The sequence below is a fragment of the Xanthomonas sp. NCPPB 2922 genome, from assembly GCF_041520885.1.
Lineage (GTDB): Bacteria > Pseudomonadota > Gammaproteobacteria > Xanthomonadales > Xanthomonadaceae > Xanthomonas > Xanthomonas campestris.
In genome coordinates, this window is record NZ_JBGOFY010000022.1 from 1 (window position 1) to 18,516 (window position 18,516).

8 protein-coding genes are annotated in these 18,516 nt (G+C 65.9%); 1 reads left to right on the forward strand and 7 read right to left on the reverse strand.

The features are described from left to right. Positions 1-390: 390 nt before the first annotated feature. The 4 genes from pbpC to ACD584_RS18520 form a co-directional block, all read right to left on the reverse strand. Entirely contained in the window at positions 391-2,715 is a 2,325-nt protein-coding gene (gene pbpC / locus ACD584_RS18505; RefSeq protein ID WP_175611813.1) for a penicillin-binding protein 1C, read from the reverse strand. Between the two features lie 203 nt (positions 2,716-2,918). Beyond that, complete coding sequence (locus tag ACD584_RS18510) at positions 2,919-3,761, reverse strand: type II CAAX prenyl endopeptidase Rce1 family protein (RefSeq protein WP_076037766.1); 843 nt, start codon at positions 3,759-3,761, stop codon at positions 2,919-2,921. A gap of 68 nt (positions 3,762-3,829) precedes the next feature. Then, entirely contained in the window at positions 3,830-4,777 is a 948-nt protein-coding gene (locus ACD584_RS18515; protein WP_175611558.1) for a glycerophosphodiester phosphodiesterase family protein, read from the reverse strand. A gap of 103 nt (positions 4,778-4,880) precedes the next feature. Beyond that, complete coding sequence (locus ACD584_RS18520; protein ID WP_116923827.1) at positions 4,881-8,015, reverse strand: TonB-dependent receptor; 3,135 nt, start codon at positions 8,013-8,015, stop codon at positions 4,881-4,883. Between the two features lie 604 nt (positions 8,016-8,619). Here ACD584_RS18520 and ACD584_RS18525 point away from each other — a divergent pair. Further along, positions 8,620-9,087 carry a transposase gene (locus ACD584_RS18525; protein ID WP_076036250.1) on the forward strand — a complete coding sequence of 156 codons (468 nt, stop codon included), beginning with the start codon at positions 8,620-8,622 and terminating at the stop codon, positions 9,085-9,087. Between the two features lie 354 nt (positions 9,088-9,441). Here ACD584_RS18525 and ACD584_RS18530 read toward each other — a convergent pair whose 3' ends face one another. The 3 genes from ACD584_RS18530 to ACD584_RS18540 form a co-directional block, all read right to left on the reverse strand. Continuing rightward, positions 9,442-14,358 (reverse strand): alpha-2-macroglobulin, encoded by a 4,917-nt coding sequence (locus ACD584_RS18530; RefSeq protein ID WP_070692165.1) that lies wholly within the window; start codon positions 14,356-14,358, stop codon positions 9,442-9,444. Positions 14,359-15,125: 767 nt separating this feature from the next. Continuing rightward, a complete protein-coding gene (locus ACD584_RS18535; protein ID WP_076037768.1) occupies positions 15,126-16,076 on the reverse strand; it encodes a nucleoside hydrolase in 951 nt (316 codons plus the stop codon). Between the two features lie 124 nt (positions 16,077-16,200). Continuing rightward, a complete protein-coding gene (locus ACD584_RS18540; RefSeq protein ID WP_070692164.1) occupies positions 16,201-18,417 on the reverse strand; it encodes a TonB-dependent receptor in 2,217 nt (738 codons plus the stop codon). Between the last annotated feature and the right edge of the window lie 99 nt (positions 18,418-18,516).

Sequence of the window (18,516 nt, forward strand, 5' to 3'; positions counted from 1 at the left end):
CGCGGCTGCGTCTGCAGATGCGTGCGGCGCTGGAAGAAACAGTTTTGCTCTACCGTGGCGGATGACTGGATGGGCGAGGCTTCTTCCATCGGCCACACAAGCAGCCCAAATCTCGTAGGAGCGCCCTTGGGCGAGATGGGCGTTACCGGGAAAAGCCCATCGCGCCCAAGGGCGCTCCTACAAAAGCGGTCGCTGCCTCTGTAGATGCATGCGGCGCTGGGAGAAACAGTTTGCTTTGGCCGTGGCGGATGACTGGATGGGCGAGGCTTCTTCCATCGGCCACACAAGCAACCCTAATCTCTTAGGAGCGCCCTTGAACGCGATAGGCGTTACCGGGAAAGCCCATCGCGCCCAAGGGCGCTCCTACACACGCGCTGCCGCAACGCGTGCTCAACGCAAGACGCGAAAACGCACCTGGGTCCAGGCGCCGTCGCTGGCCATCGCGGTCAGGGTGTGCGTGCCCACTTCCGCAAAATCGCGCTGAAATCCCTGGCGCCCCGCGGTCTGGGCAATCCAGCGGCCGTCCAGCAGCCAGTCGATGCGCGCTTCGCTGCCAAGCGCGCGCAATTGCAGGCGCACCGGGCGTGCGGTGTCGTTGGCGCGGGCCAGCGTGGCGCGATCGGTCAGGCCGTCGATGCGCAGCACGCCACCGCCGGTCATGCGGCCGTCGGGCAGGCAATCGGCAGCCAGTGGCGGCAGCTGTGCGGCAGCGCGCTCGGCAGCGGTGAGCCAGGGTGATACCAGCGCCGGCCAGCGCGCCAGGCTGCGTGCGGCGCGCGGATGCGGCTGGGTACATTCCTGCGACAGCCGCTGGCCGCTGCGTGCGTCCACCTCGTACTGCAGTTGCCCGCTCTGCCACAGCCGCGCATCGCGTTCGGCGAAGGTGGGCGGCACCGCGCCGTCGAGTACGAAGGCCTCGTGGCGGCGCGCGCACAAGTTTGGCGGCGTCTGCGCGGCGGCAGTGCCCAGCGGCCAGCAGATCTCCAGCGCCTGCACGCTGGCCGGCATCGGCATCGGGGCGCTGTCGCCGGCCGCGCGCGGCAAGGCGTCGATCACCTCGAACATCAGCGGTAGCGCGGTGACTGCGCCGTACTGCCCCGGCAATGGCGTGCCATCCGGCCGGCCGACCCACACACCGACCGTATAGCGGCGCGTTCCGCCGATCGCCCAGGCATCGCGGTAGCCGTAGCTGGTGCCGGTCTTCCACGCCACGCCCGGGCGCGCGGTGGTGTCGAAGGTGCCGCTGGCATACCCGGGGCGCGGATTGCTTTGCAGGATCTCGCGCACGATCCACGCCGCGCCCGGCGACATCAGCCGCCGATCGATGCGCGGATCGTCCGGCATATAGCGCACATGCCCGGCAATGCCGCCGCGCTGCAGGGCCGCGAACGCACCCACCAACTCCTGCAACTGCGCACCGGTGCCGCCCAGGATCAAGGCCAGGTTCGGCGTGCTGCCATGCGCGAAGCGCAGCGCAATGCCGGCGTTGGACAAGCGCGCGGCAAAACGCGCCGGGCCGATGCGATCCAGCAAATCCACGGCCGGCACGTTCAACGACAGCCGCAATGCTGTGGCTGCGGCCACCGGGCCGTTGAAGGCCGCATCGAAATTGCCGGGGCGGTAATTGCCGAAGCTCTGCGGCGCATCCACCAGCAGGCTTTCCGAATGGATCACGCCATCGTCCAGCGCCATGCCATACAGGAAAGGCTTGAGCGTGGAACCGGGCGAGCGCCAGGCCTGCACCATGTCCACATGGCCCAACCGCTTGCGGTCGCCAAAACTGGCCGAGCCCACATATGCGCGTGCCTCCATGCTGGTGTTGTCCACCACCAGCAAGGCGGCCGAGGTGCGCTCGGGCAATTGCGAAAAATACGTGGCCACGCGTTCTTCCAGCGTGCGCTGCAGCTCCACGTCGAGCGTGGTGACGATGCGTGCGGCGCGTGGTTGCGCGCTGTGCAGGCGCTGCGCCAACAGCGCTGCATGCAACGGTGGTTTGAGTGAGCGCGTCACCACCGGTTCGATGCGGGCATCGTCCACCTGTGCGCGCGACCACACGCCCAGCTCCACCATGCGGTCGAGCACCTTGTCGCGGGCGCGCTGCGCCGCTTCCGGGTGGCGATCCGGGCGCAGCCGGCTCGGCGACTGCGGCAGTACCGCCAGCAACGCCGCTTCAGCCTGCGACAACGCGGTGGCCGGCTTGCCCAGATAGGCCCAGCTGGCCGCTTCCACACCTTCGATGGTGCCGCCGTACGGCGCGCGCTCCAGATACAGCGCCAGGATCTGCTGCTTGCTGAGGTGCGCTTCCAATTGCAGCGCGCGCAGCAACTGCTTGGCCTTGCCCCAGGGCGTGCGCGTGTGCGGGTCGAGAATGCGCGCCACCTGCATGGTGAGGGTGGAGCCACCGGAGACGATGCGCCCGCTGCTGATCCACTGCCCGCCCGCCCGCAGCAGACCCCATGGATTGACGCCCGGATGGCGCCAGAACCAGCGGTCCTCGTAATTCAACAGCGCCTGCAGATACAGCGGCGACACGCTCTGCGGGCTGGCCGGATAACGCCACACGCCATTGCGATCGGCGAACGCGCGCAACGGCGTGCCATCGCGTGCGACCACCAGCGTGGAGGTGTCGCGCGACTTGGGCAGCGGTAGCGGAAAAGCCAGGTCCAGCACCAGCACGGCAGACAACAGTCCCACGGCGCTCCAGCGCAGCCACATCAACCAGCGGCGGTGGCCGCGTTGGGCCACATCATCGGTGCCAGCGACGCGTTCCTGCGTCCTCTCGGTCCTTGCCTGCGCTTGCTGCTGTTCATCCATCCTGCGAAGCATGCAGGGCAAAACACATTTCGGCCACTCTTGCGCGCCGCGCATCGGGTGAGCAGCTCACCTGCGCACTCCTGAATGACGTAATGACGAACGCGCTAGCTTGCAACGTCCGCACGCAGCGAGCGAGACGGCGTTACAAACAGCCGCAGCAATCCCATCGCCAGGAATACGGCAGATAGCCGCAATGCCATGCCGAGCCAGCCACTGGCAGCCGAATCGGACACTGCAAAGACCGTCCAGGCCGCATTGAGCGAGACATGCAGCACCCAGCCGCTCCAGATCGTGTAACCGTCCTGTGCGTCCACAATGGCAAACAGCAGCGCACCGATGCCGGTGATGGCGAAGATCAATAAGGCGTCGCCGCCTCCGCCGCCTGCCCCGAGCCAATGCACGCCGCCGAACACAACCGCCTGCACCAGCGCGGCGATCGCCGGACGCCAGGCCAGTGCGCGGCAGGCAAAGACAAAGCCGAAACCACGAAAGACGATTTCTTCGGCCAACGGAAACAGCAGCGCCAGCCACAGCAGGCCAAGCAGATCGCCGGTGCCGACCGAGGTGGATTGCGTCCACAGCCCAAGCCAGCACGGCAGTGTGGCCAACAGCGTCAGCGCCGGGCCGCGTAAACCGTTCCAACGCAGCCCCAGACGCGCTGCAATCTCGGCTGGCGTACCAGGACGCAGCAAGGCCGCTGCGGCCAACACGACCACCACACTGAGCAAATTGTCGGCAATCCCGCCGCCATAGGGCACGGGAATTTTCGGGATGGGCAAACCAACCGCCTTGGCCACGTCGCGCACCTGCAGCGCGATCAGCAGCACCACCAACCAGACGACATGCGGACTGAATTTGCGCTGGCGTGTATCGAGCGGCATGCAGACATCCTTGCGTGCAAACAACGCCTGACTATAGCGGCGGCTGCAGGGTCCCCGCAGTGCCATGGTCATGCTGTGCGGCGACAGTGCGCATCCGTCGCAAGCCTGCTGCGTGCAGCGAGGTAACGCGGCGCTCAACGCGTCTCCAGCGTCGCGCGATAGCGCAGCAATGCTTCCGGCGCATCGGTCTGGATGATGGAGATGCCGTCGCGGTGCATGCGGCCCCAAACCTTGTCCGGGTCGCGCCCGGCATCGGCATCGCCGCCGTACCCGGCGATAAAGCCTGCCCACAACGAATTGACCATCAGCCGCACGTTGTGCGCCTTGCTCACCGCAACCAGGGCCGGCAATTGCGATGCGGCCATCTTGGGCAGCTCGAACGCCATCGGGCGCGCATTGCGGGTTTGTGCAGTGGCGATCGCGGCCAGATCGGCCGTGCCATGCGCATTGATCAGGATCGGGAAGAAGTGCACCCGGTCGAACGGCTGCATCGCTGCCAGCGGCGGCGTGGCGATGCCGGCTTCGGCCTTGACGATCACCTGGTGCTGCATGCCCGCGCGCGTGACCGCGTCGACCACCTGTACATAGATCGCATCCTTGACGTCGAGATTGAGCAGGATGTGGCCCTTGGCGGCGGCCAGCATCTGCTCCAGCGTGACCACGCGCTGGTCGGTGAGCGGCGCCTGTGCCCCACCCTCGTCGGTGCGCAGCCGCAGCTTCTGCAGATCGGCCAGCGTGAGCTCGGACAGCTTGCCGGTGCCATCAGTGGTGCGGTCCACGGTGGCGTCGTGCAGCATCACCAGTGTGCCGTCTGCGGCGCGGCGCACGTCGGTTTCCATCACGTCCACGCCGATGGCAATACACCGTTGCAAGGCTGCCAGCGAATTCTCCGGCGCGGTGTCGTTGAATCCATGGTCGGGCGCCGCGGCGTGGCAGCCGCGATGCGCCACCACCACGATGCCGCCGTCGGGATTGGTCAGCCGTGCCTGGATCGCGGCAACCCCCACCGGCGCGGCAGTCGCATCGGCGGCAATGGCTGCGCACAGCAGCGCGGCAAAAGAAGCAATAGACTGCAAGGTCATCGTACGGCTCCGTTTGAATGCGTGGGCAACGCGACGCATCCGCCAGGCGGCTGCATCGCGTTGCAGGTGCTTGGATGGCCGCTCACTGCGCGGCCATGGTTGTCTAGAGCGAGGGTGTAAAGCGCAGGCCCACCCAATAGGTGCTGGGCACCGAGTAACTGTCCTTGAGCAGGTTCTGCCCCGGGCCGGTCACGCTGCTGATGCGGCTGTGGGTGAGGTTGCTGACCTGGCCGATCAGGCTGAGCTGCTTGCTGACCGCATACGTCGCGGTGAAATCCAGCTGCGAACGCGGCGACCAGTACAGATCCTGCCAGTCGATGTTGCTGACGATGGCACGCAAGGCCTTGCCCTGCCGGTTGTAGGCGGCACGCAATTCCAGGCCGCCGGTGTTGTAGAACAGCGTGGCGTTGGCGGTGTAGTCCGGCTGGCCGACCAGGTTGTCGAGCTTGCGCTCGCGCTGGTTGACGGTGCTGCCGCTGCCGACGCTATACGGCACGTCCAGGCTGCCATCGAGCAGCGCAAAGTTCGCACTGAAGCCCACGCCGCTGAGCCACGGTGCAATCGGCGCCAGCGTGTTGACGATGCCGTTGAATTCCACGCCACGGATGCGCGCCTTGGCTGCGTTGGCCGGCGTACTGATCAAGGCATTGGCGTAGGTGGTGCCGTCGAAGGTGAAGCTATCGGTGCGCGAGAGCGTAAAGATCTCGTCCTGGATGCGCTTGTCGAACACGGCGGTGGAGGCGAAGGCATCGAAGTCACCCGGCAGCCGCCATTCCAGCGACAGATCCAGGTTGTTGGACACGCGCGGCTTGATGTCGGGGTTGCCGATGGTGACGGTGACGCCCTGCGCGTTCGGGTTGCCGGCGTCGGTCGTGTTGACGAAGCCGATCGAGGTGCGGGCTGCGTACGCATCGTACGGCGGGCGGCCAAGTGTGCGGCTGGCGCCGACGCGCAGGTCCAGTGCGTCGGTCAGGTGGTAAGTCATGATCGCCGAAGGCAGCAGATAGTCGTAATCCGCATTGGTGGGGTTATCGACATACACGTAGCGGTTGCTGGCGGTGTCCAGCTGGCGCTGGCGGCCTACGGTGTTGAGCTTGGTGCTGTCCAAATGCAGGCCGGCCTGCACGTTGAGTCGCTCACTGCGGTAACTCACCAACCCGTAGCTGCCGAAGGTCTTTTCGGTGTGGGTGAAGTTGTCCTGGTTGCTGAAGGCCTGCTGGTCGGTGCTGTTGAACGCGCTCAGCGGCGTTGCCGCCAGCACGCGGTTGGCCTTGTCCGGATCGATGGTGATCAGGTTCAGACCGGCATAGCGCATCGGCGCCCTGCCAGTGCCCGCAACATCGGCCAGGCCGAACGCCGGTGCGCTGGTGTTGGGCTGGTACTCCAAGCGAAAGATGTCGTAAGACGGCTTGTCGGTGGTGTATGAAACGCCCGCGGCAAACCCGATACCGTGATCGCTTTCGCCTTGATTGAAGCCGTAATCAAGCCGACCGGTGAGAATGCGATCGGCTGCAGTGCGCTTATAGTCCGGCCGCCAGTACGACAGGCTGTAGTTATCCAGATTGTTGTAGGCCTGCGGCGATACCCCGAAGCGCTGATCGAAGCCGGAGGTGTCGTAATTGAACGCATAGTTGGGTGTGGCATTGACGGTCACGCCGCTACCGGTCTGCCCCACTGGTACCGCTGCCGGCCGAATGATGCCGGTGGCGTACTTGATCATGCGGATCGGCTCGTCGTAGGTCGCATCCGACCACGAACCCCGTGCAGAAAACTGCTGCCGATCGGTGGGCCGCCAGATGCTGCCCAGCTGCGCCACCTTGGTGCGCGTGGTGACGATCTGGTTGGAGTACCCCACCTCGATATCGCCGCCGGGATAGCTGCCCGAGGTCGCGGTCTGGTTGAACACCTGGCCACGGTTGCGCGGGTCGATGATGACCTCGTTGCGCTCCATGTCGTCCTTGAAATAGTAGTACCCGGCCATGGCGTAGGCCTCGAAGGCCGCACTCGGGCGCGCTTCAAACTTGCCGGTGACGCCATAGCGGTCGCGCTGGTTCTGCACGTACCAGTACTTATCCTGCTGCGGCACCGCCCAACCATTGCCGAGATTTGCGCCGGTCTGCAGCACACCGTTGTTGTCGTAGAACCCGTAATGCACCGTGTCGGTGGTCATGTGGGTTTCGGTGTAGCTACTGAGCGTCTGGTAGTTGGCCGAAAGCGTGAAGCCGTATTGCTGTTCGCTGCCGAAGGTGCGGCTGCCGGTGGCATTCAAGCGATACCCAGGGTCGTCCTGGTCGCGCGGCTTGCCGACGTCGTTGGCGTGGCCCAGTGCGGCTTCGGCGCTGAAGAACGGCTTGCCGCCGTTTTCGAACGCACTGCGCGTCTTGAGATTGATCGCACCGCCGGTGGCATTGGGGTCCAGATCCGGTGTAAAGGTCTTGACCACCTGCAACTCGCTGACCATCGAGGCCGGCAGCAGATCCAACCGCACGCCGCGGGTGATCGAGCCGAGCGTGCCGTTGGGCGTACCGGGCGAGGCGATGGTGAGCCCATCGATGGTGACGTTGTTGTACGACGGCCCCAGCCCGCGCAGGACCGGCGTGGCGGCTTCATCGCGCGGATGCTCGTTGTCGGTGGCAGGCAACACGGATAAGCCAGGCACGCGACGTAACGCTTCGACAATGGTGCTGTCGGGCAAGGCCCGCACGTCGGTCGCACTGATCACATCGGTGATGTTGGTCGCCGCGCGCTTGCTTTCCACCGCCGCCGCGTTGGCACGCCGCACACCGGTGACCTGCATGGCATCGAGGGTTTGCACGCCTGCGGTGGGACTGGCACTGGCACTGGAACTGGCACTGGCACTGGCACTGGCACTGGAAATGGAACTGGCACTGGCACTGGCGACTTTGCCTATGCCTGTGTCTGAAGCTGCACCTGTGCCTGCACCTATCGCTGTCGCTGTCGCTGTAGCAGCGGTAGCTGTAGCAGACGTAGCGGTAGCGGAGAGATCTTGATTCGATGCCTCGCTTGATGGCCAGGAAGCATTCGCTGCCGCGGCTGGCGTTTCCGCACCGCCTGCATCACCGCTTGCATCTGCAGGCGTTGCCGCCGGCGAGATCGGCGAGCCTTGCCCCGCGGCATTTGAAGCGTCAAGGGTATGTGCCTGCACGCCCGACGAACAGGCCGCGATGGCAAGGGCAAGAACAGAGACGTGCACACGGTACGAATCGGAGCGCTGCATGGAATCCCGGAAATCGCGCGGCAAGGGCGCCGCGTCTGTGCGAAAGCACGCCACCGTAGGCAGCCAGGATGACCTTTGCGTGTCGCGCACATAGCACCAAAAAGACAATGCGAACACCTGTCGCGCAATGCGAAGAACCGTAGGAGCGCGCTTGCGCGCGACGGGCCTTTACCGGGAACGCCTCATCGCGCGCAAGCGCGCTCCTATCGGGGCCTCGCAGATCATGGATAACGGATTTACCCCTTCGCCGCACCGCCGCCACGAAAGCTATCCCGTTTAGCAACAGCAGGACGTAAACCCAACGTAGGAGCGCGCTTGCGCGCGAGAAGCTTTACCGGGAACGCCTCATCGCGCGCAAGCGCGCTCCTACACGGGCCTCGCAGATCATGGATGACGGATTCACCCCTTCGCAGCGCCACCGCCATGAGAGGTGTCTCGTTCAGCCACAGCTGGACGCAAACCCAACGTAGGAGCGCGCTCGCGCGCGAGAAGCTCTCCCGACAACGCCCGCCGCCCAAGCCCGCACTCCGGCGCGGAGTCCGCTGACCCCAATCCAGGGATTGCGCCAATGCAGCCCATCGACCAAGCACGTCAATCTGTTGGCATGACTGATTCCACTTCGCCCGGACATCGCGCCCTTCGCCGCGGCCGCCATTCGCTTGCGGGGCATTGCTACCTGCTCACCACGACAACCCACCAGCGGCAGCGCCTGTTCGACGATCCTCGCCTGGCTGCAAGCGCGTGTGGCGCATTTACCAAAGCAGCGCCCGCAGATGCCACCTTGCTTGCCTGGGTATTGATGCCGGATCACGTTCACTGGCTGCTGCAGTTGGGCCATCACGCGCCGCTGGCGCGGGCGGTGGCGTGCCTGAAGGCTGCGAGCACGCGTGCGGTCAACACGCAGCGTGCTGTGCAGGCGCCCGTCTGGGCCCGCGCTTATCACGACCATGCCGTGCGCCATGACGCGGATCTGCGTGCGGTTGCACGCTATGTCATCGCCAACCCATTGCGTGCCCGGTTGGTGCAGCGCATTGGCGCCTATCCGTTTTGGGATGCGATCTGGCTGGGGTAGAGGCGCGCCTGTGCGGTGAGGCACTTCTGGGAACGCTTCATCGCGCGCGAGCGCGCTCCTACGGTGATTGCGCACGGCTGTACGACCGTGATCGTGGCCTGGCTGGCACCTCCGTTCTGGAACGCGGTCTTATTGGCTTAGAAGCGAGCAGGCGCGCGGTGGAGTTTCCCCCGGGAACGCCTCATCGCGCGCGAGCGCGCTCCTACAGTGATCACTACGGCTGTGCCGCTGATCGTGGCCTCATTGGAACTACGTTTGGAACGCCGGTCTGATTGGCCTGGAAGCGAGCAGGCGCGCGGAGAGGCATTCCCAGGGAAGCCTTACCGCGCGCAAGCGCGCTCCGACCGTGATCCCTTACGGCTGCACCACCGTGATCGTGGCCGGGTTGGTGCGGCCGACACCGCGCAGGTCCGGGCGGTACATGTCTTCCACCAGGGACGGCGGCACGGTGTAGGTGCCCGGGGTGACGGCGCGCACCAGGTAGAACACCTGCGCCTTGCTGCCCGAAGACAACGACAGCGCAGCCACGTAGCGGTCGTCGCGGAACTCTTCGTGCTTGACGTCGGCGGCGCTGGAACGTTCGCTGATGCCGATGCCGTCCACCACCACGTCGGCCCACTGCTTGGCATCGCCCAGGTTGAAGTTCTCGATCTCCAGGCCGGCCGGCAGCAGGTCGGTGAGCAAGGCGTCGCGCATGCTGGTGTTGGCGGTGATGGTGACGCGCACGATCAACGCCTCGCCTTCCTTGAGCGCACGCGGCGTCCACGGCTTGCCGTCGGTGGTGTACCAGGTGCGTTCCACGCTGAGATGGCGGGTGTCCGCTTCCGGTGCGCTGCGCGGGATGCCGGCCACTTCCAGGCTGGCATACATCGGCGCCTCGCCTTGCGGGACGAACTGCACGCCACGTGCCAGCGCGGCGCTGTCGAAGCTACGGCCAAACAGGCGTGCCGGCGCGATCTCCTGCGCCTCCCCACCCACCGTCAACGTGCCCGACACCGTCTTGCCCTGCGCCACCATCAGCGCCTTGCCCAGCCGCGCCAGCGCAACCTGCTCCTGCGTACTCAGCCACAGCGAACCACCACCGCGGCGCGCGTCCAGCGCCTGGCCCAGCGTCACCGCGCGGGTGTCGTACTCCGGCGAGGACAAGCCACGTTCGTGCAGCAGCGCCATCATCAATGCATCGTCGCGGATCGCGCTGCCGTAGTCGCCGAAGTACGGGGGCCGGTCTGCACTGTTCTTGGCGAAGCCGGCCTTGATCGCTGCCTGGCCACGCTTGGTATCGCCCTGCAGCGACAATGCCGCGCCCAGATGCACCAGCGACAACCCGGTCAGCGCCTTGTCGCGCTGGTTGTCGTACAGCGCGCGCAGCGTGCCCAGCGGCGCACGGTTCACGCGCGCCAGTACATAGCCGGACCACGCCTGGTTGGCGAACTTGAGGTTGTCGCGGCGGTCCTGGCCGTAGAACTCGTTACCGCCGGAGAGCAGATCCTCGCTGAGGCGATTGAGCGCCTTCTGCAGCACGTTGTCGGGCACCGCAAACCCGGCGTCCTTGGCATCGAGCAGGAACTCGGCGATGTACGGGGTCAGGCCCGGATTGACGTAACCATCGTCGCCCCACATCGAGAAATGCCCGCTGGCAATCTGCATCGAGGCCAGCCGGCCGAACGCGCCTTCCATGCGCTCGCGGCGGGTGGCCGCATCCAGCCCCTTGGTGCCCAGCGCCCTGGCCGTGGCCTCGTCCAGCAGCAAGGCCGCATAGCCCTTGCTGGTGGTCTGCTCGGCGCAGCCGTACGGATAGTTCAACGCATCCTGCAGCGCACTGGCGAACGGAATCGGCGGCAGCGGGCTGACCAGCATGCGCGCGGTCACCGAGCCGGCCATCAGGCCCTCGGTCAGGCCCGCATCCATGCTCACCGGTGCCAATGGATCCAGCACACGCGTCTGCGTGCGCAGCACCTGCGGCCAACCGGCACGCACCGGCAGGTCGTAGCTGCGGTCGGCCTTGAAGCCGTTGCCGTCCACACGCACGCGCACCTTGGCAACGCTATAGCCTTCGGTGGCGGTGAGCGGAAAGCTCAGCGTCTGCTTGCCATCGGTGGCCAGCTTGACGCTGCGCGCCGCCTCGGCAATGGCCAGCGGGCCGATGCCGTCCACGCGCACGTTGAACTCGCCCGGCTTGCCGGTGAAGTTCTGCACGTCCAGCGTCACCGTGCTGCGGTCGCCCGGCGCCATCACGCGCGGCATGCTGGCTTCGGCCAGGATCGGCGCACGCACGATGGTTTCCATGTCGCGGTTGCCGTAGCGCGTGTCCGAGTACACCAGTGCCGAGACACGCAGCGTGCCATTGAAATCCGGCACCGGCAGCTGCACGCGTGCATTGCCTTTGGCGTCGAGTTTCACCGAGCCGGAGAACAGGTCCACCGTCTGCACGCGTGCGGTCGGGCGCTTGGCCTGTGGCAGCGCTTCCAGGGCCATGTCGCCGCCGAACTTGAGCTTGCCGCTGGCGCCTTCGAAACTTTCGATCACCCGTCCGTAGATGTCGTAGGCATCGGTGCCCAGCCGGCGCTGCGCGAAGAACTGCGCGTTGGCATCGGGCACCGGGAAGCGGGTGATGTTGAGAATGCCCACGTCCACCGCCGAGATGGTGACGTGCGCGGCCTTGCCGGCCAGCTCCGGCACACTCACGGTCACCGGCAACGGTTGTTCCGGGCGCATCTGCTTGGGCGCAGACAGGCCCACCGCCACGCGCCGCGCCTTGCGGTCCATCGGCACGAACGCCACGCCCACCGCGCGTGCGGGGGTGATCTTGCTCGGCGCGCTGCCGCCGCGGAACACCAGCGCGGTCACGTACACGTCGTGCCGTTCCCAGGCCTCGGTGACCGGAATCTCGAAAGTGCTGCCCGGCTTGACGTCGATGTCCTGCACGTACAGCAGCTTGTCGCTTTCCACCAGCAACACACCCTTGCCGGCATGCGGCGGGGTCAGCGTGACCTTGAGCGTGTCGCCGGCACGGTAACCGGTCTTGTCCAGCGCCAGCTTGACCTTGTCCGGGCGCGCGTCCAGGCCGCGGTTCTCGTCATTCCAGCTCCAGCCGGCGCGGAACGGGTAGCGCGTGGTCAGGCCGGTGGCCGGGTCGAACACGTCCAGGCGGTACTCACCCCACTCCACCGGGAAATCGAGCTTGGCATTGCCGCTGCCGACATCGATCGTGCGGGTGTCCTTGTTCTCGAAGCGGCGGGTGAAGTCGTAATCCCAATGGTCGTCGGTGTAGTTCCAGTGGTAGTCGCGCAGTTCGCGCACCAGCGTGGCCTTGAGCCCCTTGGCCGGCTGCGGCTTGCCCTCGGCATCCACGCGGGTGATCTCGAAGCGTGCGTTGCTGTTGGCATCGGCGCCGTCGGTGTCGTCGAACAACGGGCGCACGCCGACCAGCGCCTTGGCCGGCCACAGCACGCGCTTGATGGTGCGGGTCACGGTGCGCCCGCCGGTCTCGTACACACTGCCCGACACCACTGCGGCAATGGTGCTGACCGGCTTGGCTTCGTCCGGCAGGGCGATGTCTTCGCGCAACACGCCATCGCCGCCGAACTCGGTGTCGATCACGTCCTTGGCTTCGCGCGGCAGCTCCAGTGTGGGGTCGCCGAAGAACCAGCCCGGCAACGACTCCAGCGGATGCTGCTCAACGCTCACCGCCAGCTTGGCGGTGAAGCGGTTGCCATCGGCCGGCGCGCCGTACAGATACGCGGCATTGGCGATCAGGGTGAAGGGCTTGCCGGCGCTCAAGGTCTTTTGCGCGGCGTCCAGGTCCAGCTTCATGCGTTCGGGCAGGAACTCTTCCACGCGCACGGTCATGCCCTGCACGGCGTCCTTGCTGCCCGGGTCGGTGCGGAATTCCACCTGCCAGCGGCCGGTCGGCGCATCGGCGGGAATCTGCTGGGTAAATTCGAAATAGCCCTGCTCGCCCGGCTGCAGCTTGGTTTCGCGGAAGGTCTTGCCGTCGGGCTGCTTGAGACGCAGGAACACCGGCTGGCCGCCCTTGGTCGGCCCGCTCGTGGGCTTGCCATCGTTGTCGCGCAGGATCGCCGACACGCGCATGGTCTCGCCGGGGCGATACAGGTCGCGGCCGGCCCAGGCGAACACGTCGAACCAGGCGCCTTCGCGCCCGGCCACGGCAAATTCGCTCAGATCCAGCGCCGGCTGGTTGAACGGCAGCATCGAAATATCGGTCTTGCTGCGCGCCACCAGCACGTGGCTGGCGTCGAGTGTGTAGTTGAGCAACGCATTGCCGTTGGCGTCGGTGCTGCCCTTGAGGAACAGCTCGCCCTTGGCATCGAGGATGCGCAGTTCCACATTCTTGGCCGGCTCACCGCTCTGCAGCGAGGCGGTGTGCACGAACAGCTTGTCCTTGTAGGCGCGCGTGTGCAGGCCGATGTCGCTGACGGTGAAGAAAGCGGTGTCGAATTCGTTTTCGAAGGTGCCGGCGCGCTTCATCACCGCGAAATACAGGCCCGGCTCCTGCAGCTCCGTGATGTCCTGCGTGGGCAGGTAGGTCAGCACACGCTCGTTCTGCTTGCCGCCCAGGATGAAGCGGTTGACGTAGATCGGGTCGGCCAGTTTGGACAGCGGTGCGTTCTCGCTGTATTCGTTTTCCAGGTCCCAGCTGCCGCGTCGGCCGCCGCGCTGGAACTGGTGGAAGAACGCCGGCAGCGACTTCTCGCGCACGCGCAAAAATTCCACATCCACTTCCGGCACGTTCACCGACACCACGGGCAGGCCGCGGCTTTCGCGCGCCGGCAGCACGCTGCCTTGCGAGGCGAAGCCGGCCACCGGCTTCAGCTCACCGGTGTAGACCTTCTGCTTGAGGGGTTTACCCAGGCGGCTGCCATCGGCGGCGAGCAGGTTGGCGGCGATCAGGACGGTGTAGTCCTTGGCCGCTTCCACGTACGGGTAGCGCAGCGTCTTGCCGTCGTCAGACAGCGACCAGCTGCTGTCGCCGTTGCCGACCTTTTCCTCGAAGCGCACCAGCGCATCGAAGTCCTGCGTGCCCACCAGCGGCCGCGAGAACTCCAGCGCCAGCGACAGGCCGTCGCTGGTCTGGTCGGGGTAGGCGCGCGCCAGGCCAAAGCCGGTGATGCCCTGCTTGTCGGCCTTGATCGCCTCGCCACTGGCAGTGGGCAACTGGCCGCTTTCGTTGCGCTTGCACGCCACGCTCCCCAGCGCCACCGTCAGCAACACCACCCACAGCAGCATCCGCCGCACGCCCGACGACGTCATCCCTGATTCCTGCCTGTCCATTCGCGCTACCCCATGACTGAGGCGGCAAGTATAGCGACGTGCTTCACGCCGCCGATGTCCGATATGTGGCCGGTCGCGGACTTGCCGATGGGCGGTGAGCCTGCGCTGCGGTAGATGCGTGGCGATGGCAACGGCGCGTCCGACCCGCGGACGCAGTGGCTTTTTAGCCGCACGTTTTAGATGCAGTCAAAAGCCTGGTTGGTCGAGGGTGCGGTGCCCCCGCCGCTAGCGGGACACGCCGTGAGTCCGTCCATGCAGGCTCAGTAGCGGCATCCATGCCGCTACATGGTCCCGCAATCGGCGAGGACACCGCACCGGAGTGTGAGTTGGTTGCGTTGTTGAAAACATGCACACCGACACTCTCGACCGGATCGCCGCGTGGACAATCAGCTCCACAACGCAACGACATCAACGCCAGCGTCTACAAAGCAACCGGCTCACTGTCTAGCGCGGCGCCCTCGCCGATTGCGGGACCGTTGGCGGCATGGATGCCGCCATCGAGCCCCCAGGGACGGGTTCACGGCGTGTCCCGCGAGCGGTGGGGCGCCGCGCACCCGGCCAACCAGCCTGTGGCTGCGTCCGACAAAGTGCGGCCAACAAAACCACTGCGCTGACCGCCAGGCTGGCGTTCGCCACGACAGGTGGTGACAGCGGCGCGGAGGAACCGGAGTGTACGGGGGTACATGCCGATTCCGAGCACCGGCCGCGCCCGCCTGGCGGCTGCGCAGTCGTTTTGATAGCTGCTCTTAGTGCGACTGCAACAACGTGCGCATGTACATATCGATCAACGCCGGCTTGTCCGCGCGCAGGCAAGCCTGCACGTTCGGCGTGCCGGTGCCTTCGCGCGTGTACCCCTGCGCATCGACTTCCAGATGCAATGGCGTGGTCGGGCATAGCTGCGGTTGCAGCAGCCAGGCCACCGGCACCACGTCGAACAACGTTGGCGTGGCGCTGGCCCAGGGCTGGTCGGTATTGCGCCACTGGTAGTACAGCTGGGTGAGTGCATCGGTCAGGCCATCGCCCTGTGCAAACAGGGCCACGCGCTCGGGTTCTTCCAGCGTGATCTGGGTGGCGTCCAGCGGTAGCAGCACGATCGGCACGCCAGCGGCGAACACCCGTTGTGCGGCGGGTACATCGGCCAGCAGGTTGTACTCCGGCGCCGGTGCGCTGGCCGGGCGGTACGCCGACTTGCCGTAGCCCACCCGCACCGAGCCGCCCATCGCCACGATGCGCTTGAGCTTGGCAAACCCTGCCGGGTCGCGCTGCTGTGCACGTGCCGCATCGGTCATCGGCCCCAGCACCAGCAAGGTCACCTCGCCGGGATGCAGGCGCGCCTGCTGCAGGATCATCGCCGCCGCATCCGGCAGCTTGCCTGGTAGCTGCCCCTTGGCCGCCCAACGCGCCTGGCTGAAGGGAATCGTGCTGGTGGTGCGCTCGCCCACCGCCAACGGAATCTCGCTGCGTCCGGCCTGCTGCAACAGCCGCTGCAGCAACTGCGCGCGCAGCGTGGTATCGCCCCAGGCCGAGGCGATGCCCCGCACCTGCAGTTGCGGGCTGTGCAGCAGCAGGCCCAGCGCGAAGGCGTCGTCGATGTCATCGCCGATATCGGTGGACACCACCACGCGCTCGGCCGCGGCGATGGCCGGCACTGTCTGCGCCTGCGCCGCCGCTGCCTGCACACCGCTGCACGCCAGCATCCCGCACAGGCCCACCGCTATCAGCCACCTGGTTGCCCACCGTTGTCGCATCACCGCACTCCACCACAAAAAAAACCGCCGGCATGATAGCCGGCGGTCTGGATCGCTTACCTCACACCGGCCATCAGAAATTGGCGCGGAACTGTGCACCGACGATGCGTGGGTCGTTGATGAAACCGGTGAGGTTGTTGAAATCGATCGCACCGGTGGCGCGGATCTGGTTGGTGCAGTTGCGGCAGAACACCGACAGCTCGTACGCACCGGCGCCCCAGTTGTAGCCGATCTTCGCGCCACCTTCGACCAACGGCTGGCCGACGAGCTCACGCGAGTCGTACAGGAAGAAGTTCACTTCGCTGCGGTAGGACCAATCGGTGTAGAAGAACAGCTCGCCGTCATCGCCCATCGGGATGCCGTAGCGCAGCGTGGCGTTGGCCATCCACTTGGATGCCTGCGGCAGTGCGTTGCCATCGATGATGGCGTTGCCGGCGGCGTTGAGCGGGTCGGTCACGGTGCAGGTGCGGCACACGCCCACCGACAGGGTCGGGTCTTCGATGCGGGTCCAGTTGTAGGCACCGCCGGCGGTCACACGCAGGTTCTGGGTGATCAGCGCTTCGAAGTCGAATTCCGCACCGCGTGCCTTGGTCTTGTCGGCATTGAGCAGGCGCACATCGTTGGAGGCGCCGCCCACTGCGGTGAGCTGCTGGTTCTTCACCCGGAAGTCGTAGACGTCGAAGCTGATGCGGGCGCGGTTGTCGAACAGGTCGGACTTGATGCCGATCTCGAACGAATCCACCGTCTCCGGCTCGGCCACGGTCAGCGGTGCGGTGCCCGAAGGCACGCCGAAGCTGGCGCCGCGGAAACCGCGTGCGGCACGTGCGTAGACGTTGACCGCATCGTTGATGGCGAAGGTCGCCGCCACATCGCCGGTGACCTTGGAGTTGTCGGTCTCGCCGCTGGAGGGTTCCACCAGCGTGACGCGGTCCAGCGCCAGCACGTCGAAGGTCTTCTTGTCATAGGTGTAGCGGATGCCGGCGCGCAGGTTCAGGCGGTCGGTGGCGGCATAGTTCAACGAGCCGAACGCTGCCCACGAGGTATTGCGCTGACGGGTCAGCTGGTAGCTGGCCAAATCGCCGCCGCTGAAGGTGTTGTAGGTGTAGTTCTCGCCTTCCACATCGTCATGGAAGTAGTACAGGCCGGCCTGCCAGTTGAGCGGGCCCGCGTACTGCGATTCGGCACGCAGCTCCTGGCTGTACTGGTCCAGGCTCTTGATGCCGCCGGCGGTTTCCACCGGGAACGGGATCGGGCCGGGGCCGGAAGGCGGCGCGAACACTGCACCGAAGCCGCCGTCGATGTCGCCGCGGCTGTAGTACTTGCCGATGCCTTCATAGGCGGTGATCGAGTGCAGCGCGATGTCGCCCAGATCCCAGCTCAGATTGGCGCTGCCGCCGTAGGTCTGCAGTTCCTGGTTGTTGGCGCCGTCGATGGAGGCACGCTCCGGATCGAAGCCATCCACCAGCTGGTTGGTGCCCGGCTGGAAGATGTTGGCGCGGAACAGACGCGCGGTGCCGTCCAGGTGGCGGGCGTGCGCGTTGAACAGCGCGCTGAACGTGTCGCTTCCCTGGTACAGCAGCTGAAGGCGCACGGCAGAGTCGGTATAGCCTTCCAGATCGCGGCCGTCGCGGTTTTCCACCCAGTCGTCGCGGCGTTGGCCCAGCGTGGACAGACGCGCCGCCCAATGCTCGCCCATGGCGATGCTCAGGCCGCTTTCCAGGGTCATGGTGCCGTAGGTGCCGTAGGACAGGCTGGCGTAGCCGTCATTGGCGCCGATGGTCGGCTTGACCGAATTGAACTTGACCACGCCCGCCGGCGTGTTGCGGCCGAACAGCGTGCCCTGCGGGCCGCGCAGCACTTCCAGGCCTTCCAGATCGAAGATCGGGAAGCCCTTGAGGAAAGCGTTTTCCTGCACCACGTCGTCGTACACCAACGACACCGGCTGCGAGGCGTAAGTGTTGAAGTCGGTGTTGCCGTAGCCGCGGATATACACGCGCGGGAACACACGCCCGTTGGAGGATTCGATATTCAGGCTGGGTGCCTTGCCGGCCAGCACCCGGATGTCCGAGCCGCTGGTGGAGATCGCATCCAGGAATTCCGGACGCAACACGCTGGCGGACACCGGCACGTCCTTGGAGTCTTCCGAGCGGCGCTCCACCGTGACCTTGACCGCGTCCAGACGCGCAATGCCGTCATCGCTGGGCGCCTGCTGGGCCGCGGCGTAGAACGGAAGAAGGGAAGCGACGGCAACGGCGAGCGCGCTGACCTGAAGCGACCGGCTGGCTGACATGGGAGGACTCCGGATTCTGGTGACGGGGCGGCCTGGCTTTCATGCCGCGTTGCAACAGAATTAACATGATTTACACAAATATGGCAGGACGCGTGCGAA

Bases quoted from the DNA above. Each gene is read 5' to 3' on its own strand.
- pbpC (WP_175611813.1), bottom strand. From the start codon at position 2,715: ATGTGGCTGCGCTGGAGCGCCGTGGGACTGTTGTCTGCCGTGCTGGTG.
- ACD584_RS18510 (WP_076037766.1), bottom strand. From the start codon at position 3,761: ATGGCACTGCGGGGACCCTGCAGCCGCCGCTATAGTCAGGCGTTGTTT.
- ACD584_RS18515 (WP_175611558.1), bottom strand. From the start codon at position 4,777: ATGACCTTGCAGTCTATTGCTTCTTTTGCCGCGCTGCTGTGCGCAGCC.
- ACD584_RS18520 (WP_116923827.1), bottom strand. From the start codon at position 8,015: ATGCAGCGCTCCGATTCGTACCGTGTGCACGTCTCTGTTCTTGCCCTT.
- ACD584_RS18525 (WP_076036250.1), top strand. From the start codon at position 8,620: ATGACTGATTCCACTTCGCCCGGACATCGCGCCCTTCGCCGCGGCCGC.
- ACD584_RS18530 (WP_070692165.1), bottom strand. From the start codon at position 14,358: ATGACGTCGTCGGGCGTGCGGCGGATGCTGCTGTGGGTGGTGTTGCTG.
- ACD584_RS18535 (WP_076037768.1), bottom strand. From the start codon at position 16,076: ATGCTGGCGTGCAGCGGTGTGCAGGCAGCGGCGGCGCAGGCGCAGACA.
- ACD584_RS18540 (WP_070692164.1), bottom strand. From the start codon at position 18,417: ATGTCAGCCAGCCGGTCGCTTCAGGTCAGCGCGCTCGCCGTTGCCGTC.